This is a genomic window from Hymenobacter pini (genome assembly GCF_020421205.1).
GTDB classification, from domain to species: domain Bacteria; phylum Bacteroidota; class Bacteroidia; order Cytophagales; family Hymenobacteraceae; genus Hymenobacter; species Hymenobacter pini.
On record NZ_JAIZZH010000004.1, the window covers coordinates 152242 to 172276 of the forward strand.

At 58.7% G+C, this 20035-nt stretch carries 17 protein-coding genes, 1 tRNA gene and 1 pseudogene; 8 read left to right on the forward strand and 11 right to left on the reverse strand.

Annotated features, from left to right (window positions below):
• The first annotated feature begins 39 nt into the window (after nucleotides 1-39).
• A tRNA-Thr gene (locus tag LF252_RS16520) sits at nucleotides 40-115 on the forward strand.
• Between the two features lie 110 nt (nucleotides 116-225).
• Here LF252_RS16520 and LF252_RS16525 read toward each other — a convergent pair.
• Entirely contained in the window at nucleotides 226-708 is a 483-nt protein-coding gene (locus tag LF252_RS16525; protein ID WP_226270689.1) for a hypothetical protein, read from the reverse strand.
• A gap of 237 nt (nucleotides 709-945) precedes the next feature.
• Between LF252_RS16525 and LF252_RS16530 the strand changes: the two genes are divergently transcribed.
• Complete coding sequence (locus LF252_RS16530) at nucleotides 946-1704, forward strand: SDR family NAD(P)-dependent oxidoreductase (RefSeq protein ID WP_226270690.1); 759 nt, start codon at nucleotides 946-948, stop codon at nucleotides 1702-1704.
• Nucleotides 1705-1840: 136 nt separating this feature from the next.
• On the opposite strand, the gene LF252_RS16535 is transcribed toward LF252_RS16530, so the two are convergent.
• The gene (locus tag LF252_RS16535) at nucleotides 1841-2206 is read right to left on the reverse strand and encodes a hypothetical protein (protein WP_226270691.1); all 366 of its coding nucleotides are present in this window, start codon (nucleotides 2204-2206) and stop codon (nucleotides 1841-1843) included.
• Between the two features lie 315 nt (nucleotides 2207-2521).
• Here LF252_RS16535 and LF252_RS16540 point away from each other — a divergent pair, with 315 nt between their 5' ends.
• Nucleotides 2522-3121, forward strand: coding sequence for a C40 family peptidase (locus tag LF252_RS16540; protein ID WP_226270692.1), 600 nt, complete (start codon nucleotides 2522-2524; stop codon nucleotides 3119-3121).
• Between the two features lie 262 nt (nucleotides 3122-3383).
• Nucleotides 3384-3638, forward strand: a pseudogene (locus tag LF252_RS22885) (YkvA family protein); the annotation flags it as partial.
• A 415-nt stretch (nucleotides 3639-4053) separates the two neighbouring features.
• Here the strand turns inward: LF252_RS22885 and LF252_RS16550 are convergent.
• The 5 genes from LF252_RS16550 to LF252_RS16570 all read right to left on the reverse strand — a co-directional run bounded on the left by LF252_RS16550 (nucleotide 4054) and on the right by LF252_RS16570 (nucleotide 11533).
• Nucleotides 4054-4326: an acyl carrier protein gene (locus LF252_RS16550; RefSeq protein WP_226270693.1), complete on the reverse strand. Its 273-nt coding sequence runs from the start codon at nucleotides 4324-4326 to the stop codon at nucleotides 4054-4056.
• A gap of 169 nt (nucleotides 4327-4495) precedes the next feature.
• Nucleotides 4496-7969, reverse strand: a complete 3474-nt coding sequence (locus LF252_RS16555; protein WP_226270694.1) for an efflux RND transporter permease subunit — start codon at nucleotides 7967-7969, stop codon at nucleotides 4496-4498.
• 31 nt (nucleotides 7970-8000) lie between these two features.
• Entirely contained in the window at nucleotides 8001-9140 is a 1140-nt protein-coding gene (locus LF252_RS16560; protein ID WP_226270695.1) for an efflux RND transporter periplasmic adaptor subunit, read from the reverse strand.
• Between the two features lie 62 nt (nucleotides 9141-9202).
• Nucleotides 9203-10894 carry a TolC family protein gene (locus LF252_RS16565; protein ID WP_226270696.1) on the reverse strand — a complete coding sequence of 564 codons (1692 nt, stop codon included), beginning with the start codon at nucleotides 10892-10894 and terminating at the stop codon, nucleotides 9203-9205.
• 24 nt (nucleotides 10895-10918) lie between these two features.
• Nucleotides 10919-11533, reverse strand: a complete 615-nt coding sequence (locus LF252_RS16570) for a TetR/AcrR family transcriptional regulator (RefSeq protein ID WP_226270697.1) — start codon at nucleotides 11531-11533, stop codon at nucleotides 10919-10921.
• 215 nt (nucleotides 11534-11748) lie between these two features.
• Between LF252_RS16570 and ispF the strand changes: the two genes are divergently transcribed.
• From ispF to LF252_RS16590, 4 genes are all read left to right on the forward strand, one after another.
• The gene (gene ispF / locus LF252_RS16575; protein WP_226270698.1) at nucleotides 11749-12225 is read left to right on the forward strand and encodes a 2-C-methyl-D-erythritol 2,4-cyclodiphosphate synthase; all 477 of its coding nucleotides are present in this window, start codon (nucleotides 11749-11751) and stop codon (nucleotides 12223-12225) included.
• Between the two features lie 90 nt (nucleotides 12226-12315).
• Nucleotides 12316-14013, forward strand: a complete 1698-nt coding sequence (locus LF252_RS16580) for a M28 family peptidase (RefSeq protein WP_226270699.1) — start codon at nucleotides 12316-12318, stop codon at nucleotides 14011-14013.
• 277 nt (nucleotides 14014-14290) lie between these two features.
• On the forward strand, nucleotides 14291-15691 hold the full coding sequence (locus LF252_RS16585; RefSeq protein WP_226270700.1) for a LutB/LldF family L-lactate oxidation iron-sulfur protein: 1401 nt from the start codon (nucleotides 14291-14293) through the stop codon (nucleotides 15689-15691).
• Nucleotides 15692-15773: 82 nt separating this feature from the next.
• Nucleotides 15774-16841: a hypothetical protein gene (locus LF252_RS16590; protein ID WP_226270701.1), complete on the forward strand. Its 1068-nt coding sequence runs from the start codon at nucleotides 15774-15776 to the stop codon at nucleotides 16839-16841.
• Between the two features lie 5 nt (nucleotides 16842-16846).
• Here the strand turns inward: LF252_RS16590 and sdaAA are convergent, their stop codons facing one another.
• From sdaAA to LF252_RS16610, 4 genes are all read right to left on the reverse strand, one after another.
• Entirely contained in the window at nucleotides 16847-17752 is a 906-nt protein-coding gene (gene sdaAA / locus LF252_RS16595; protein WP_226270702.1) for an L-serine ammonia-lyase, iron-sulfur-dependent, subunit alpha, read from the reverse strand.
• A gap of 176 nt (nucleotides 17753-17928) precedes the next feature.
• On the reverse strand, nucleotides 17929-18387 hold the full coding sequence (msrB, locus tag LF252_RS16600) for a peptide-methionine (R)-S-oxide reductase MsrB (RefSeq protein WP_226270703.1): 459 nt from the start codon (nucleotides 18385-18387) through the stop codon (nucleotides 17929-17931).
• A 69-nt stretch (nucleotides 18388-18456) separates the two neighbouring features.
• Complete coding sequence (locus LF252_RS16605; RefSeq protein ID WP_226270704.1) at nucleotides 18457-19110, reverse strand: hypothetical protein; 654 nt, start codon at nucleotides 19108-19110, stop codon at nucleotides 18457-18459.
• 110 nt (nucleotides 19111-19220) lie between these two features.
• Nucleotides 19221-20009: a M949_RS01915 family surface polysaccharide biosynthesis protein gene (locus LF252_RS16610; protein ID WP_394370412.1), complete on the reverse strand. Its 789-nt coding sequence runs from the start codon at nucleotides 20007-20009 to the stop codon at nucleotides 19221-19223.
• Nucleotides 20010-20035 lie beyond the last annotated feature (26 nt).

Here is a 20035-nt window from a genome sequence, read left to right on the forward strand (position 1 = left end):
ATCTTTGCTGCCCCTGGCGGAAATGCTGCTACGGAAAATGCCTCTTTAGCTCAGTTGGTAGAGCAGCTCATTCGTAATGAGCAGGTCGTTGGTTCGAGTCCAATAAGGGGCTCCAGAAGCGCCGCTTTCAGTAATGAAGGCGGCGCTTTTTCATTGTATACCAACACAAAAGAGGGCCCGATAGTATCGGGCCCTCTTTCAGTATACATCGAATGCTACGCTAGCTTACAGGTCCGTGGCGTAATCGTCTTCGCCGTAGCTGCGGGTGGCACCACGGTACACCGAGTCGCTGGATTTGTTCCAGGTAGTGTCCTCGTCGCGGCTGCCGCGGTAGGTTTCGCCTTTGGGGCTGCTGCTCTTGGAGCGCAGGGCCAGCCAGCTCAGGCCACCTACCAGCAGGGCCCCGCCAATTACTTTCTGCGTCGGCGACAGGCTGTTTACTTGGTCTACCGCTTTCGAGCTGAAATCCTTAGCCTTTGTGCTCAGATCTTTTACCTGCTGCGAAAGTTGATTTACGTCGATATTTTTCAGCCACTGCTGCTGGTCCAGCCACGATTTCTGCTGGTCGTTCTGACGTGACGAGCGGTCCGACGTAGCGTTTTCCGAAGAAGCCGAAGCTTCCGAGGAGCCGTTTACTTCGCTGGCGGGAGTAAAGGTGATGTGCTTATGGGCAGGAGCGCCGGGCTGATTTGATTTTTGAGTGCTCATGGGGGAGAACATTTCGTGATAGAAAGGGAGATAGTCATGACCATCAGGCCATTTGCATCCCTATTCGTGAAAAGCGGCCAGAAGGTTACCAGAAGATTAGCCCAGCTCCATGACCCAGATAGCCACGGTCCATTTTGGAATGCTGTGCACAAAGGCTACAAACTCCACTGTAGGGCCAACCTCCGGCTCAGCTTACCGTTAGCGAGAAATCATCTGATCCTGCTTTCACGTGCTGTTATGCCTTTCACTGCCCTCCCCGACCCTGCTAAGCGTTTTCAAGACAAAGTATGCATCGTTACCGGCGCTACCTCCGGCATTGGCCGGGCCGCTGCAATTCGCATGGGCCGGGAAGGTGGGCGCGTTGCCGTGTTAGGCCGCGACGCCGACGAGGGCAAGGAAACGGTACAGCTTATCAAGCAGGCCGGAGGCGAAGCATTGTTTATTCGCACGGATGTAAGCAAGGATAGCCAGCTGGTACACGCCGTGGAACGCACCCTGAAAGAATGGAGCCGCATTGATGTACTGGTGGACAACGCCGGCATGATGACCTTTGACCCCATCCTGAAGCTCGACCCGAAAGACTGGGACCAGTTGATGCAGGTGAACCTGCGGCCATTATTCCGGCTTACCCAGTTGTGCCTACCCCACATGAAACGGGGCAGCATTGTGGCCGTCAGTTCGGTGCACGCTCAGCAAACCACGGCCAACGTGGTTCCCTACGCCACCAGCAAAGGGGCCATTGAAGCCTTCGTGCGGGGCCTCAGCCAGGAAATTCCGCATACTCATGCCCGCATCAACGCGGTGGCCCCCGGTGCCGTGGATACGCCCATGCTCTGGAGCAACCCCAACGTGAAAAGCGGCAAAGAGAAAATTACCGGCCAGGTGGGCACGCCCGAGGAGCTAGCCGCCGCCATCTGCTTTATAGCTTCCTCCGAGGCTAGTTTTGTGAACGGCACCACCTTAGTAGTAGATGGGGGCCGCTTAGCGGCTTTGTAGGCGACATCCGTTACTTCAATAAGATCCTGTCATCCTGAGCGCAGCGAAGGACCTTACCACATCCGAAACAGTTGTTCAGACGTGGTAAGGTCCTTCGCTGCGCTCAGGATGACAGTTTTTTTGTGTAGTCAGAAACTCACGACTTCACCTTGGGCGTAGGGTGCCGCTCAGCGGGACCGGGCAGGGGTTTGCCTTGGGCGTAGAGGTGGGCGTTGAGCTCAGCCGCGTTGCGGGCTTCCACCTCGAATGGGATGTTATAATAGCCGTGCCGCATCCAGTCGCGCAGGTAACGGGCCAGGAAACCCAGTCGCCCATATTGCTGAAACTGCCGGATGTGCTCCATCTCGTGCGCTACCCAGTAGGGGTCCTGCAGAAACTGCTCCCGGCTCACGCCGCTTAAGTGAATACTGGTACCCAGCACCATAGCCACGTTGGAAGCCCCTAGCTTGGCGCGGGCCACCCGGGCAAACGGGGAATTTTCAACGATACGGGGGAGCAGCATAGGGCAAGAAAAAAGTGGGCTGAATGTACGGAAGGCTTCAGTCAGAGGTTGCTAATCGGGTTATTAATTTTCTACCGTTTAGTTGTGACTTTAGAAGAACTTTGCAGCAAAACGGTCAAAAACTGACCGAGTCTAAAATTTTGGACTTAGCTTTAACCAATGGCCGTCGTCAAATCTACCGGTTTCGGCGACCAGAAAGGTCTTATTTTCTCTCTTTTGTCATCCGGGTTTTCCGGTTGCCTATCGATTAAACAGAAGTACGCGTACCTCCCGTTCGGTTGACCCCAGCGGGCCTTCTTCCTCCCACGACGGACAATGAAAAACAGCATTCTGTATTGCCTCGCCGCGGCCTCGATGGTCCTGTCTTTTTTCTTCGAACAAAATCCTTCGGCTACGGCTGCCTCGCCGCTGGCCACTACGCAGGAAGCCTCGCTGCTCGGCAGCTTGTTTTCCGGTGATGAAGAGGCTCGCGTACTCACGGCTTCCGATTCTGTAGCCTATGATAAAGTAGCCCACCGCCTCGGTATTGAGGCCAGCTACGACGCCGATAAAAACCTGCTGGAAACCGTAGTATCGTGGTTGGGCACTCCCTACCGCTACGGCAGCAACAGCAAAAGCGGCACCGACTGCTCCGGGTTTGTAACCCGCGTATTCAAAGAAGCTTACGGTATCACCCTGCAGCGCAGCTCCCGCTCCATGTTCACCAGCGTGAAGCACGTGCAGAAGGACGAAATGCAAACCGGTGACTTGGTATTCTTCCGCCGGGGTCCGGGCCAGCCCATCTACCACGTAGGCATCTACCTGAAAGATGGCAAGTTTGCCCACTCGGCCTGCGGTGGTGGCGTAATGGTTAGCTCCCTGCACCAGGCCTACTACAGCCGCAATTTTTACGCCGCTGGCCGCGTAGAGCGCTAAGCCCTTCTACATTCCGATTTTCAAACGCTCCGTTCTGCCGAACGGAGCGTTTTTGTTTTTTCTGCGACCTTCGGGGCGGAAAACCATTTGGGCCGAAGTGCGGTATAGCACACGGCCAGAAACCCGTAATTAGGCCTTTACTCCTTTCTCTCCCTCCGCAGCCATGGACAAACAGAATCCCAAAGGCCAGGACATAGCCTCCTCCCCCATTTTTAAGAAATTCGTCGGGAAAGCCGAGGAATATGTGAAGAAGCCTACGCGCATGAAGCAGCTGCTGAATGACGCGTACCAGAAAGCCAGCGAAAAGAAGGACGTGGGCTCCATTGCCCACGAAGCCTGGGAAACGCTGCAAACCCTGCTCCGTCTCATCCGCACCTCTATTTCGGGTGAATACACGGGCCTGCCTACCTCCACGGTTATTGCCGCCGTAGCTGTTACTATCTACTTCCTGAGCCCTATCGACCTGATTCCGGATTTTATTCCGGTACTGGGCCTGCTGGATGACGTGGCCCTGGTGGCTTGGTTCAGCACCACCATTAAGGAAGAAATGGACAAGTTTCTGGAGTGGGAGAAAACCCGCCCCAGCGTGGTAGAAGATGCCACGGTAGTGGAGGATGAGTCAAAGGCTCCGCAGGCCCGCTCGGCTTCGGGCCACGCTGCTCCCAGCCCCGAATCTTCCAACGCTGACCAAACCTCGGCCACGCTGCACCACGACGTAGCCTCTACCACTACCGACAGCACCCGGGAACCCAGCGCTACTGCTGAAAGCCGCCCCAGCGGCGGTGATGCCGGCGGTAACGTCCGCTAGGCTTTACTAACCAGCCAAGAGGAAGCCCCGTGGGAGCGGCCGCACACGCAGTGCGCCGCCCCCACGGGGCTTCATACGTTTGGGAATGGGTACTGCCTGGCGGCTGATGCCCGACAGTGGATACTTACGCGGCCTGCTGCTGGGCAGGCGTGTGGGTTACCACGTACTTTACAAAATCACCTACAGTGGCCAAGGGCACTTCATCCGGAATGGTGATGTGGAAGTTACGCTCCAGCTCCAGAATGATGTCCACGACATCTACCGTATCAAAGCCGAACTCCCGGCTTAGGTCGGAACCGATACGCAGGCGACGGGCCTTAATGGCTTTTCGCTTGCTGATGATGCGCAGCACCTGCTGCTGAATGGTTTTGGGGGCGGTAGTCGTTGAGGTGAACATAAGGGAAACGACAGGGGTACGGGGGAGAAAAAACGGCAGCACGGGCCAGCTTCGACAATAGGCCCGCCCATTCGGGCGGAGGAGTACGGCGCGGTACCCGATGGTTGCACGTATCAGCAGAAAAAATCCGGAAGCCAAGCAAACCCGGCTTCCGGCACCAGAGGACAGATTAGTGCGTGAGCACTGGAGGCGTAGCAGCTTCTACCTCTTCGGCATCGGCTACGGGTTCAGGTTCTTTTTTGAGACGTAGCTTCAGGCTTTCGCTCAGCAGGTACATTACGGGCACAACCAGCAGGGTAATAGCCGTGGCAAACACCAGACCGAAGATGATGGTCCAGGCCAGCGGACCCCAGAACACTACCGACTCACCCCCGATAAAGAAGTGCGGGTTGCCGGAGGCGAACAGCTCGTAGAAGTCGATGTTCAGGCCAATAGCCAGCGGAATCAGCCCCAGGGTGGCAGCCGTGGCCGTCAGGATTACCGGGTTGAGGCGGGTACGGCCGGCCAGCACAATGGCTTCGCGCAGCGGCATGCCTTGGGCGCGCAGGATATCGGTGAATTCAACCAGTAGAATACCGTTCTTCACCACAATACCGGCTAGGGCAATGATACCCACGCCCGTCATTACGATGGAGATGTTCATGCCCGTAATGGCCAGGCCCCAGAACACCCCGGCAATGGAGAACAGCACCTCCGAAAGAATGATAACCGGCTTGCTGAACGAGTTGAACTGCGTAACCAGAATCAGGAAGATGAGTGCCAGGGCACCTAGACCAGCCAGGGGCAGGAAGTCGGTGGTTTCCTTCTGGTCTTCCTCAGCCCCGCCCATTTTGATGGTGTAGCCAGCCGGCGTGGGGAACGACTTTAGCGCCGTGCGGATGTTGGCTACCACGTCGGGGCCGGTGTAGCCGTTGAGCACGTTGGAGCTGATGGTGATGACGCGCTTGGTGTCTTTGCGCCGGATGCCACCGTAGGTAGAGCCGTAAGTTACCTGGGCGATGGACGAAATGGGCACTTGGCGTATGGCCCCTGTAGCATCACGGAACGTGAGGGGAGCGTTGATGATGGCATCCACGTCGTTGCGGTAGGGTTTAGCATAGCGCACCTGCACGGGATACTCGTCGTCGGAGGTCTTGAATTTGCTGGCTTCCGAACCGTAGATGGCCGTGCGCACTTCCAGTCCAATCTGGCCGGTGCTGATGCCTTCCCGGTTGGCCCGGGTGCGGTCAATGTTCACGGCAATTTCGGGGTTGCGGTCCTCCAGGTTAGAGCGCAGGGCTTCCACGCCGCCAATGTTGAGCGAGTCCACGTAACGGGTTACCTTCTTGCTGAGCTTGGCCAGGGTAGGATAATCGTCGCCGATAACCTCAATGGCAATGGGCTTCTGCTGGGGCGGGCCGCTGGCTTCCTGGTCCACCGAAATTTCGGCGCCGGGAATGCCTTTCACTACCGCCCGGATTTTGTCCATGTAGGTACCAGTGGCTGGGCCGGTCCGGTCGCTCAGCTCTTTGAAGGCCACGGCCACTTTGCCCATGTTCGACATAGCCGTACCGCTTGATGAAGAGGCATCCGAGGGGTCACCGGCGCCAATGGCCACGTTGGTAATCACCGATTCCACGTCGGGGTTCTGGCGGCCGATGACGCCGTAGATGCGGTTTTCTAGTACTTTGGTGATGGAGTCCGTAATTTCTACGCGGGTACCCACCGGCATTTTCAGGTAGGTATAGATGAATTTCGGGTCACCTTTGGGGAAGAAGTCCACCTTGGGGCTGCGCATACCAATGGCCACGAACGAGCCAATGAACAGCACAATCACACCCACCATCACCAGCGCGGGGTGGCCGATGGCCCAGCGTACCAGGTTGGCGTAGCCATTCTGGAACTTGGGCAGGGCGCGGGTCTGGAACCAGGCAATCATCTTCACCAGCACAAACTTGTCGAGCAGGATGAAGCCGGCTAGGGCCAGGCAGATATTGCCGATGAAGTGACCAATCAGGCCGCTGGTTTCGCCATCGGGGCCTACCTCGGGCGTCGCGCCCAGGGCCAGCACGTTGAACAGGATACCCAAAGCCACCAGTACGCCTACGGCAATTTTGAGGCCTTTGCTCAGCTTGGGCTTGCTGTGCAAGTCTTCCTCGAAGTGCTCCTCGCGCTCCATGAACGACACGGCAAACACGGGGTTCATGATGAAGGCCACCACCAGCGACGACATCAGGGTGATGATGAGCGTAACGGGCAGGTAGTACATGAACGAGCCCACGATACCGGGCCAGAACATCAGCGGCACGAAGGGAGCTACTGTGGTAAGCGTACCGGCCAGTACCGGCACGAATACCTCACCGGCGGCGAACTTGGCGGCCTTTTCGGTGCTCAGCTCGGGATGTTCGTGCAGCAGGCGGTGGGTGTTTTCGATTACCACAATGGCGTCATCCACCACAATGCCCAGCGCCAGCAGGAAGGCGAAGAGCACAATCATGTTCAGCGAGAAATCGAAGCCCGGAATAATCAGGAAGGCCAGGAACATCGAAATCGGCACGGACAGGCCCACGAACATGGCGTTGGTGGTGCCCATAAAGAACAGCAGGATGGCTGTTACCAGCAGGAAGCCAATAACAATGGTGTTAATCAGGTCGTGCAGCGTAACGCGGGTGTCGTTGGAGGTGTCACCGGTGATGGTCACCTTCAACTCGCTGGGCAGGGTTTTCTCAGCATCCTTCACCAGCGCCTTGATTTTATCGGAGGCGTCAATCAGGTTTTCGCCCTGGCGCTTCACCACGTTCAGGGTAATGGCGGGCTTGCCATCGAGGCGGGCGTAGGACTCCCGGTCTTTAAAGCCGTCCGTTACGGTGGCAATATCCCCGAGGCGCACGGCCGCCCCGTTGAGGTTCTTCACCTGGATGTCGGCAATGTCCTCGGCGCGCACGTACTGGCCGGCCACGCGCACGGCCCGCTTTTGGGAACCCACGTCCACGGAACCACCCGAGATGGTCACGTTTTCGCGGGCAATGGCGTTGCTGATGTCGGAGAAGCCCAGGCGCGAAGCCCGCAGCTTGTTCAGGTCCACGTCCACGTTCACCTGCTGGTCGAGGGCACCTACGATGTCCACTCGGGTAATTTCGGGCAGGGCCTCAATCTTATCCTGGAAGTCGTCGGCGTACTTTTTAAGCTGGGCGGCGGGCAGGTTGCCGCTCAGGTTCACGAACATGATGGGCTGCTCCGAGATGTTGATTTCCTTCACCGTCGGCGGGGAGGGCAAATCATTGGGCAGTTCGGGCGCGGCTTTATCCACGGCGTCCTTCACCAGCTGCTTGGCGTATTGCACGTCCACACCCGAGTTAAACTCGATGTCAACAATACAGTAGTCCTGGTTGGAGGTGGAGTTGATTTTCTTCACCCCGTTGATGCCCTTCAGCTCCTTTTCGAGCTGGCGCGTCACCAGGTTTTCAATATCCGCCGGCGAGGTACCCGGGTAAATGGTAGCCACGATAATCCGCGGAATTACAATGTCGGGGAATTTCTCCTTGCCCAGCTTGATGTAGGCAAAAATCCCCGCCACGCACAGCAGCACCGTGATAATGTAGATGCTGGTTTTATTATTAATCGACCAACTGGTCGGCCCAAACTCTTTCTCTAGATCCTGCATATTGTTGGGTTTTTGGCGGTTGGGGCTACGCTTACAGCGACACCAGCTGGCCTTCGTTCAGGGTCTGGTAACCGGCAGAAATTACCTGGTCGCCGGGTTGCAGGCCGCTGGTTACTTCCACTTTGCCGTTGTAGGTCTGCCCGGTCTGGATGATGCGCTTGGCGGCTACTTTCTTGCCGCTTTTCTCGCCTACTACCAGCACGTAGTTGTTCTGCTCATCTTTCTGCACCAAGTCCACGGGCAGCACGGTAGCGCTTTGGCGGGCATAGTTCTGGATGCGCACATTGGCCACCATGTTGGGGCGCAGCTGACCGGCCTTGCTGCTATTCAGGCGCAGCTCGGTGGTGAAGGTGCGGCTGGTGGGGTTGATGGTGCTGCTTACCACGCGCACGGTGGCGGGCAACTCCTCATTGCCCAGATCCGGAATGGTTACCAGGGCCTGGTCGCCGGCCTTGATGCGGGAGGCATAAGCTTCCGACACATCAGCCAGAATCTTGCCCGAGCCGCTGCTGCTGATGAGCTTTACCACGGGCGCGCCGGGGGCAACGGTTTCGCCCAGCTTCGGCAGCACATCATCCACGGTACCCGAGAACGGGGCCACCACGGTGTAGAGGGCGCGCTGCTGGTTGAGGGTGGTCAGGTTGCGCTGCAGGGCCTGGTAGTTGTTTTTGGCCTGCAGATACTGGATTTCGGTGCCAATCTGCTGTTTCCAGAGGCGGTCCTGCTTTTCGTACACCACGCGGGCCAAGTCCATGCGGGTGCGCAGTTCGGCAATGCTGGCGTCAAGGATGCTGGCATCCACGGTAGCCAGCGTCTGGCCTTTGCTTACCCGGTCGCCGCGCTGCACGCGCAGGCTGGTGAGCGTACCGGCGGCGCGGGCAGCCACGGCAGCATTTTGGTCGAAGTCCACGCGGCCCTGCAGCTCCAGGTAGCTCTTGAAGCTCTCGGGGGCTACTTTGATAACGGATACGGGCGTGGTTTGGGCGGCAGCGGTTTCGGCGCCGGCCCCGGTTTTGGCTTCCAGCTCGGCAATTTTAGCCTGGTTGGCCGCCTGCTCTTTTTTCAGCTCGGCCAACTCGGCCTTGGGGTCTTTTTTGCCGCCGCAGGCAGCAGCGAACAGGCTGAGGGCTACTAGCTGGTAGCTGATAGCTTTAGGCAGGGAAAAGTTCATATCGATGTGGCAGGGAGAATGTCGGAGAAAACGCTAACAGCCAGCAGCCATCAGCTAACAGCTTACTTTTTGGCTTGATTGTACAGCTCGCCGGTGGCTTTGTCCCGGTCCACTTTGGCTACCAGCACGTCGTACACGGCGGCGTAGTAGTTGGTCTGGGCTTCGCGCAGGCTGGTTTCGGCCGTTACCACTTCCAGGTTGGAGCCTACGCCCTCCTGAAATTTGATGCGCGACACGCGGGCCACATCGGCGGCCAGATCAAGGTTGGCTTTCTGATTGTCCAGCACATCCAGGGCGTTGATGAGCGTGGTGCGGCTCTGGGCATCCTGCAGATCAATGCTCTGGCGCAGCGTCTCGAAGCCCTTTTCGATGGTCTGCTGGGCAATGCGGGCCTGCTGCACCTGGTACTTGCGGCGGAAACCGTCAAACACCGGAATCTGCAGGCTCAGGCCCACGTTCCCGAACCCAAACCAGTTTTGGTTCGGGAAGCCGTTGGCCGCCCGGGAGTCGGGGCCGCGGAAGGCAAACAGGTCGCCGGGGTTCTTGGCAGAACCCGAGAAACCATACGCCGCCGTAGCCAGCAGCCGCGGGTAGGCCCCGGCCCGGCGGTTGGCCAAGTCCAGCCCGGCCAGGGCCTGCTGGGTTTCCAGGGTACTGAACTCGATGCGGTTGTTGTAGTTGAAGGCGGCGGCCAACTGGCCGGTACGCGCCCCGCTGAGGGCCGTTTGCTGGTCCTGCTGGCGCTGGGCCTCGGTATTGCCGGAGGTAGGAGCGGTACCGGTGGGCACGCCGCCCAGACCCGTTACCCCCCCACCGTTGGTGGCGCTGGCCACACCCAGGCGCTGGCGCAACGCCCCGGCATCCACCACGGCCGCCCCGAGCGAATCGGTGAGCTGTACAGTCTGGCTCTGGGGCAGGCCCATCTGGAACTTGAGCAGGGCCACGCTCAGCTCGGTGAGGCGCTGAGCCTTTTGCTGCTCTACCAGCAGGTTGTTGCGCTGCACCCGCAGGCGGTCAACATCCAGCTTCTCGGCAAAACCAGCTTTGAAGGTGGCGTTGGTCTGGTAGAGCACCGTATCCAGGCGCTGTACGTTGCGGGCCAGCAGGGCCAGGCGGGCGCGGGCCACCAGCGTACTGTAATACGCCTTGCTTACCTGCTCTACTACGTCAATTTCAGCCTGTTGGGTCTGCTTCTTGGCCAGCTCTTCGTACACCTTGGCGGCTTTCAGACCAATCAGGTAGGAGCCATCAAACAACAACTGCGACACGGAGGCGCTGGTATTACCGGCCCATTGCAGGCCAAACGCAAACGCCTGCGGCGGCACCGGGTCCCGGGGCAGGGTTACCGTGCCCAGGTTTACCGTTTGCCCGCTTTGGGCGGCGGCTATATCGGCCTGCGTGAGCGTGGTGGCGGAGCTACCACCGCCCAATGCACCGAAATCAACCAGCGACTTTTGCAGCTTAAAGTTGTCGGCCACGTTAGCGGCCACGTTCACCTGGGGCAGGCCGGCGGCTTTGATTTCGCCTACTTTGGCCCGGGCCGTCTGCTCGTTGAGGCGCGTCGAGAGCAACGACGACTTGTTCTTCACGGCGTAGTCGATGGCTTGCTGCAGGCTCAGGGGCATCAGACCCACGGCTGCGGAGGTGGCCAGCGCCGGCTGCTGGGCCGGGGCCGTCTGCGCCAGGGCGGCCCCGGCGGGGGCCAGCAGGCCCGGCCCGGCGGCCAGCAACATAACGCGGAGGTTGTTTTTCATAACAGGGAAAGCAGGTGATGAAGCTTATTCTTCTTCCGTCACGTGACGGTACTCGTTGATCAGTTTGTGGCCTTTCAGGGACACCACGCCCAGTAGAAAATGCTCGTTACAGGCCATCTGCACGCGCATCTGGTCGAACTGCGCCGGGGGATATACATCGGGGTTGAACAGGATATCTATCTGGGCCAGGCGCAGGCGCGAAAGCACCTCAATGTCGAGGTCGGCACGGTAGAGGCCCTCTTGCACCCCGCGGCGTAGGTTGGCCTGAATTTGCTGCAGAATGAAGCTGCTTTTGTGCTCGTGAAACAGGCCCCACGCAGCCGGGTAGTACTTGCGCAGGTCGTGAATGGCGTTGGGGTTGATGTTGGCAAACTGGCGCTTGGCCCAGTCCATCATCTGCACCATCTCATCCACGGCGTTGCGGGCGTGGCCAATAATACCTTCACACTCGCCCTGCGCCCCAGTGAGGTGGTTGCCGATAACGGCCGAGACAATCTGGTCCTTGTTTTCAAACCACTTGTAGAGCGTCTTTTTAGAGATGCCCAGGTGGGTGGCAATATCATCCATCGACACGCTCTTAATCCCGTTGCGGGTGAAGAGGCCAATAGCTGCCTGCAAAATTCGGTCTTTGATTTCCATGACTACGGCCACAAAGGTACGCTGGAAACTTTTATTGATTCCAAAGTTTCCATACCTTTTTTTCTATGCTTTTGCACGATGTCGAGCCATTTCTTCTCTAGTGACGCGTAACACCCGATTTTACTTTGCCCAGAACTCAATTTTTTTTCGCTCCGGCAACCGACGCCGTTGCCGTACCTTGCCACTCCATTCCGCTTCCTCTTCCCTAACTCCTTATGAAAATTCGGACCGGCTTCGGCTACGACGTTCATCAGCTTAAAGAGGGCCTGCCCTTCTGGCTCGGTGGTATCCAGGTACCCCATACCCACGGCGCCCTCGGCCACTCCGATGCCGATGTGCTCATTCACGTTATCTGCGACGCCCTGCTGGGCGCAGCCAACCTGCGCGACATCGGCTTTCACTTCCCCGATACCGACCCGCAGTATAAAGGCATTGATAGTAAACGGCTGCTGAAGGAAGTGGTGCGCCTAATCACGGAACGCGGCTACAGCATCAGCAACATCGACTCCACCATTTGCCTCGAAGCGCCTAAAGTGAACCCCCACATTGCCGAAATGCAGCGTGTGCTGGCCGAGGTGATGGGCATTGACGCCGACGATATCAGCATTAAAGCCACTACCACCGAGAAGCTAGGCTTTGTGGGCCGCCGCGAGGGCGTGGCCGCTTACGCCTCGGTACTCATCAGCAAGTAATTCACAGAATCTGCGGCGCGTTACACGCCGCATGCAGCCTTTTTACGGCACGTTGTCTTTAGCCCACTCCCGACCAACCCTTTGTCTAGCATGAAAAAAACTTCCCTCCTCACCTGGCTACTGGCGGCTGGCGTAGCTACCTCGGCAGTAGCACAGCAAGCCCCCGAGAAAGTCAAGGTGAAAACCAAGCGCAAGGCCAAAACGGAAACCACCGCGGCTCCCGTACTGGAACCCGTACTGGAAACGGCGGCTCCCGCCGCCAGCACCGACCTAGCCCAGACCTACGCCGAAACCATCACCCAGGCCGACCTGCGCCAGCACCTAACGGTGCTGGCCTCGGATGAGTACGAAGGCCGCGAAACCGGTGAAAAAGGCCAGAAAATGGCCGCCGAATACATTGCCAAGCAGTTTGCCGCCCTGGGCTTGAAAGGCCCCGTAACCGGCTCCGACAACCCCTACCTGCAGCACTTCACCATGGTGCGCAGCACCTGGGCCGACGGCGCTACGCTGAAAATTGGCAAAGACACGTTTAAGTGGCTGACGGATTTCTACGCCTACGGCGGCAACGGCTTCGCGCAGGAAACGGCTGTGCAGCCCGTGTTTGCCGGTTACGGCATTGAACAGGATGGCTACTCCGACTACGCCGCCCTGGGCGACGTGAAAGGCAAAGACCTGGTTATTCTGCTGGGTGAACCCCAAACCGACAAAGGCGTTGCCCTGCTGGGCAAAGAAGGCCAGAACAGCAAATGGGGTCAGGATTTCCGGGCCAAGCTCACGCTGGCTGCCCAAAAAGGCGCCCGCTCGGTATTCTTCGTGGATTTCAATCCCAACAGCAACTTTGAGAAGCTGGCCGCCCGCATGACGCCCTACATCAGCCGGCCCAGCATTGCGTTCAAGGAAGCTTCCCAAACTACCCGCCCCACGGCATTCTTCGTGAGCCCGGCGGTAGGCTATAAGCTACTGGGTACCACCGCTGCTGGCTACACTAAGTACTCGGCCGGGGTAACCAAAGCGGCTAAACCCACGGCCAGCCCCTTCAAGCCCGCTAAAATGATGGTGAATGCTCCCAAGAAAATGGAGGATTTCACCACCGAAAACGTGCTGGGCTACCTGGAAGGTACCGACCTCAAAGACGAGGTAATGGTGCTGTCGGCGCACTACGACCACATCGGCATCATCAACGGCGAGGTGCATAATGGAGCCGACGACGACGGCTCGGGTACGGTATCGGTGCTGGAAATGGCGCAGGCCTTCACCAAAGCTAAAGCGGAAGGCCACGGCCCGCGCCGCAGCATCCTGTTCCTGACGGTAACGGGCGAGGAAAAGGGCCTGCTGGGCTCGGAGTACTACACCGACCACCCCATCTTCCCGCTGACCAGCACCGTAGTGGACTTGAACACCGACATGGTGGGCCGCACCGACAAAGACCACGAGGGCAAAGGCGACTACGTGTACGTGATTGGCTCGGATAAGCTCAGCTCGGAGCTGCACACCATTCTGCAGACTCAGAACGACAAGTACACGAAGATGGACCTGGACTTCCGCTACAACGACCCGGAAGACCCCAACCGCTTCTACTACCGCTCCGACCACTACAACTTTGCCAAGCACCGCATTCCGGTAGCCTTCTTCTTCAACGGCGTGCACGATGACTACCACGGCCCCAAAGACGAGGTAGACAAAATCGAATTCCCCAAAATGGAGAAGCGCGCCCGCCTGGTATTCTACACCGCCTGGGACCTGGCCAACCGCGACAAACGCATTGTGGTGGACTCAAACAAGAAATAGGTAAAAAGTGATAAGGTGATACAAGAAGTGTCATTGCGAGGCGGAGCCGAAGCAATCCGTCCTTCACGAAGCATCAAGCTCTGACCTGTTCTAAAGCCCCTGAAGTCCACGCTGGCGTCAGGGGCTTTCTGTATTTCGGGGCTTCTGACGCTGAGAAGGACGGATTGCTTCGGCTCCGCCTCGCAATGACGCCGGCTCTTTTCTAAAAACCCGCTGAACCTGCAGAGGTCCGGCGGGTTTTTATCTTTGTTAAGAACCCGTTGCAATCCGTGCTGCCATGAACCCGACGACCATCACGCCCGCTCCCAAGAAATCGGCCCAGTTTCTGGTGGATGCCGACCGCAAAGCCTTCGACCTGGAGCACCGGCGCAAAATCCGGTTCAACATTGGCAAGTACAACGCGGCCGTACAGACGGGTATGGGCTTTTACCAGGACCACGAGCTGGCCCGCGACCGGGCGGCCTACCTGAAAAGCCAGGTGATTAACCGGCTGGATGAGTACCTGCTGCAGTTTGAGCAGAACTTTACAGCCCGGGGCGGCAAGGTGATTTGGGCGCAGAACGCGGAGGAGGCCCTGTTTGAGGTGGGCAAGATTATGGAGCGCCGCCATGCTCGCACCGTAGTGAAAGCCAAGAGCATGACCACCGAGGAGATTCACCTGAACAAGTACCTTGAAAAACGCGGAATTGAGTCCGTGGAGACGGATTTGGGCGAGTTCATTGTGCAGCTGAATGGGGAGCGGCCCTACCACATCGTCACGCCGGCCATGCACCTGAGCAAGCTGGATATTGCCGACATCTTCGTGAAGCACCTGGGCATTGAGTACACTGACGACGCCCAGAAGCTGGTGCTCACGGCCCGCCACCTGCTGCGCAACAAGTACACCGCCGCCGAAGTGGGCGTAACGGGCGGCAACTTCCTCATTGCCGATACCGGAGCCGTGTGCGTGACGGAAAATGAGGGCAATGCCCGTCTTTCGGCCACTTTCCCCAAAACCCACATTGCTATTGTGGGCATTGAGAAGGTGATTCCGAGGCTGCAGGACCTGGATTTGTTCTGGCCCCTGCTCAGCACCAGCGGCACCGGCCAGCAGGTAACGGTGTACAACACCATTTACACCGGCCCCCGCCAGCCCCTGGAGAAGGACGGTCCCGAAGAAATGGTGGTGATTCTGCTGGACAACGGCCGCACCAACCTACTCGCCCAGCCCGACAAGCGCGAAGCCCTGCAATGCATCCGGTGCGGGGCCTGCCTGAATATCTGCCCGGTGTACAAAAATATCGGCGGCCACACCTACGAGGCCACGTATTCCGGCCCCATTGGCTCGGTGATTACGCCCCACCTCTCGGGCATGGCCGAAAACAAGCACCTAAGCTACGCCAGCAGCCTGTGCGGGGCCTGCACCTCGGTGTGCCCGGTGCGCATTCCTATTCACAACATCCTGCTCAAAAACCGCCAGCAAAGCGTGCAGGAGGGCCTGACGGAAAAGGAGGAGCGCCGGGCTATCAGCCTGTGGCTGCACGGCATGAAGCACCGCTGGGTATGGGATTTGGCTCCGGCCTCGGCCAAAAACTGGGTGCTGAGCCGCCTGCTGGGTGAAGTAGGCTGGAGCAAGCGCCGCGACGCCGTGCAGGTAGCCCCCAAAACATTCCGCCAGCTCTGGAAGGAGCGCAAGTAGCCCACCGCATCATGGCATTAACTAACCTGAACGGCATCAACGGAGTACAAGCAAGGCGGCCACCCGGCTACCTTGCTTGTTTATGATTCCTCCCTTTGTAGTAAAAGCACTGGCCGGCGGGGCTGGGGCGTTTCTGGTCGCGTACACGGTGTTGGCCGCCATCCGCTCGTTTGTGATGCCCCGCAACGATTCGGTGCGCATCAACAACTGGTTATTTACGGGTTTGCGCCACTTGTTCACGGCCTTGGCCCGCTTGGGACGCACCTACGAGCACCGTGACCGGACCATGGCCCTGTACGCCCCGGTAGGGCTGGTGGCGCTGCCCATTGCCTGGCTGGGGGCCGTGAGCCTGGGCTACACCGTCATATTCTGGGCCTTAGGCGAAGGGGATTTGGAGCGGTGCTACCGCATCAGCAACAGCTCCTTGCTGACGCTGGGCTCCGAGGAACCCAGCAAGCACATGCTGCCCAACATTGTCTCGTACTCGGAGGCTACGCTGGGCCTGCTGCTGCTGACTCTGCTCATCTCCTACCTACCCACCATGTACCAAGCCTTTTCGCGGCGGGAACAGGTGGTGGCCCGGCTGGAATTACGGGCCGGGGCCGAGCCCAGCGCCGTGGAGCTACTGTGCTGGCTAAGCCAGACCAACGCCCTGTGTGACGACAAAGAACAGTGGGGCACCTGGGAGGAATGGTTCGTTGAAATTGAGGAAACTCACACCTCGTTACCCGTACTGGCCTTTTTCCGTTCGCCCAAACCGGGACGCTCCTGGGTAATGGCCGCCGATATTGTGCTGGATGCCTCTGCCCTGCTCAGTAGCATTGTGGATGCGCCCCGCAACCCCCACCAAGAACTCTGCTTCAAGGCCGGCTGCCTGGCCGTGAACCGTGTTTCGCGCTTTTTCCGATACGAGGCCCAGTCGGAAGCGCCCGAGCCACTGAACGGCCACGACCCGCTGGAAACCCCCACCCGCGCCAACTTCCGGCAGGCCTGCGCCCAATTGCGTGAGGCCAACATTCCCGTGCACGCCGACGAGGAAGCCGCCTGGCAGCAGTACCAGCAGCTACGCAGCCGCTACGCCGAGGCCATTGGTTACCTGGCCAAGCTGGTAATGGCCCCCGAAATCAAGACGATCAGGCCCAAGCAATAAGGCTGTTAACCGGCATCCTCATCGGGCAGAATCTGCACATCCTGCACCAGCACCATCTTCTCAATTTCGCGGCCCCGGGGCGTATTGGCCAAGCCACCGAGGGCGGTTTCCTTATACCGGGTTTCCATGCTCTGCCCCACCTCGCCCAGTGCCGCCACGCACTGGTCCACGGGAATTACCGGGTCGACGCCGGCAATGGCAATCTGGGCGGAGCTGAAGGCAATGGCCGAGGCGGAGGCATTGCGCACCACGCAGGGCACTTCCACAAGGCCCGCCACCGGGTCGCACACCAGGCCCAGCATGCATTGGATGGTAATGGCCACGGCGGCAAAGGTTTCCTCCACGGAGCCGCCCAGGCAGTACACAATGGCCCCCGCGCCCATAGCCGCCGCCGAGCCAGTTTCAGCCTGGCAGCCGCCCACAGCCCCGGCCAGGGAGGCGTTCTGCTCGATGATAAGGGCCACGCCGGCCGCTACAAGCAGTCCTTCCAGAATCTGGCGGTCCTCCAGCTTGTGTAAGTCCTGGAGCGTAACCAGCACGCCCGGCAGAATGCCAGAGGCCCCGGCCGTGGGGGCGGCCACTACCCGGCCCATGCAGGAATTCACCTCTTTCGCTCCCAGCGCCCGCGTAATCAGGTTTTTAAACTCGGGAGAAAGTACCGTTACCGGCGAAGCGGCAATTTTCTTGGCCCCGTTGTTCACCATGCCCGAGCGGGAAGTCATGTTCTGGGTGAGGCCGGTGTGCACCGCGTCGCGCATCACATCGTAGGCCCGCTGCAGGCCCGTCCAGATTTCCTCTTCCGAGCGGCCTTTCTGCTCTACTTCGTAGGCAAGCACAGGTTGGTATAGGGGCTCACCGGTGGAGGCACAATGGGCCTGCCAGCTGGCAAAATCAGTGAATAGCAATGACATGGGTGGGGCGAAAATGGGTGGTAATGCCGCTATAACAGCGCCGGTTTCAGGCAAGTTGCGGAGGCGGGCTACGAAAGTCGGGAGAAATTCGACAGCTCCGGTACATGCCCTAAAAAGTAATACCCCAGTGCTGTACACTGAGGTATTACTCTACTTTATAGTATTCGGCTACCAGCCTACGCTTCTTGCTTTTCGCTAACCAGCTTGATGGCGGCCGAGTTGATGCACAGGCGCAGGCCGGAGGGCGGCGGGCCATCGGGAAAGACGTGGCCCTGGTGGGCGTCGCAGACGTTGCAGAGCACTTCTACGCGCGTCATGCCGTAGCTGGTGTCCTTCTTGTACTTGATGGCGTTTTCCTGCACCGGTTGGGTGAAGCTGGGCCAGCCCGTGCCGCTTTCGAACTTGGTGCGGGAGTCATAAAGCGGGGTGCCGCAGCAGACGCAGGCGTAGAGGCCGGCCTCGTGGGCCTCGCAGTATTCGCCGGTAAAGGCCCGCTCGGTGCCGTGCTGGCGGGTTACGTGGTATTGCTCGGGGGTGAGCTGGGCGCGCCACTCGGCGTCGGTCTTTTCTACTCGTTTATCGGGGGCCGGGCTGCCGTGGTTGGCCAGCCGGATTACATCATTCCAGGTTTGCATGGTTGCGGAGGATAAGATCAGAAAGTCAACTACTGTGCAAACGCGGGGGCCGGGCCGGAAGTTTTCCGGCTACTCATCAAATCCCCAGCTCTGAAGCGGGCATTCTTTTTCCCAGCCGCCCCCGGGCTTGCGGCGGTAGGTTAACAACGTCCCCGATTCACCCGTTATCCAGAACCGGTGCTCCCAGATAACGACGCGGTTGTAGTCAGCGCTGAATAAGGGCAACGTGTAAGCATAGTATGGCTGCTTCCGTTTGGATGGGCGGATGCGGTGCACGCCCGGAAAAGCCGGCCACCGAGGCAGCTTACGCCGGCGGTACGTTGCCTCCATCTGCCGTAAGTCAGCAGAATTGAACCTGACCGTACAAAACAGCCGCCGCCATTCTCCCCGAAAACCTGCCAGCTGAGCCGGCGAGTAAATTGTAGTATCGGCTGAATGCAGCAGGAACAGCCGATACTTAAACAGCCGGCTGGTATCACTGCCATGTCCGTATTGATACATCAGGCTGGTATCACCAGGAAATACGGAAATGCCGCCTAGCTCCGCCACGGACCAGTAAACGGGCTGGTCATGCAGACGGCGGATGCTGGTTCCCAACCTTGCAGCGGCCAGCTTCCAGCGCATGAAGTTGATGGTGGCCGTATCGTAGGAAGCTATGGGTGCGGGCTGTGCCGGGGCGTGCAGGCTTACCAGCAAAAGCACGAATACTATGTAAGAGCGCATACCTAGAGGTTGTCAGAATCTTCCTGAAGATGCCGCTACACGAAAAATTCCACACTACCTACCATAAAACCGCCTTCCGCTGATTCTTATCCAATTGCTCCATTGAATAGCTACAGAACCTCATTCGTAGCCTTGGAAGAGAAACGCTGCCACTGCCGCCGGGCAAACTGCAGAAAGGCGGGCGGGGCGTTTAGAAACTCCTTTTCGTTTTCGTAGCGGCCCGCGAGCAGCTCGTAGTGCTCCTCCAGCCGGGCCGCACTAATGGTATCGAGGCAGCAGGGGTTGGCAGGTACACGCTGGGCAGCGGGCACCGAATCGTATTGCACAACGGTATGTCCACGCAGGGCATATTTGGCAGCACCTTCGCGCATAATCAGCTTAAAGGTGGCCGGGCTTACATCACTGGTGCAGGTGAGAGAGTACAGCAGGGTGGTTTCCGTTTGGCCATCGTGGTCCAGGTCGGTTACGGTGGTAGCACCCGGTACGGGGCCAATCCACAAATCGAACGGGCAGTGCTGCACGCCGTCCTGCAGGTGCCATAACTCCTGCCACTTACCGCCCCGCTGCACGTATTGACGGGCGTACATCTCTACGTGGCTGGCTCCATCTGGCTCATCGGGGTTGGTGGGTTCGTCCTGCTCCGGGGTCCGGGTTATTACCAGCAGATTCAGGCCGTTGGCATCCGCCCACTGTTTTATTTCGAGCACGTTGCCAGGTTGGCTGGGTACTCCGGCAGGCATCTGAGTGGTGGGCACTGACCGCACCGTCACCGAGTCCGGAGTTTCTGGGGCAGCCGTTGCACTCGGCTTATCAGGAACTGCGGAGCCAATAGCCTTTTCAGACTGTGGTTCAGAACAGCCCAGCACAACCAAGGCCAGCAGCGAGAGAGAATAGCGCATTGTGTATCCGATACATCCGGTTTCAA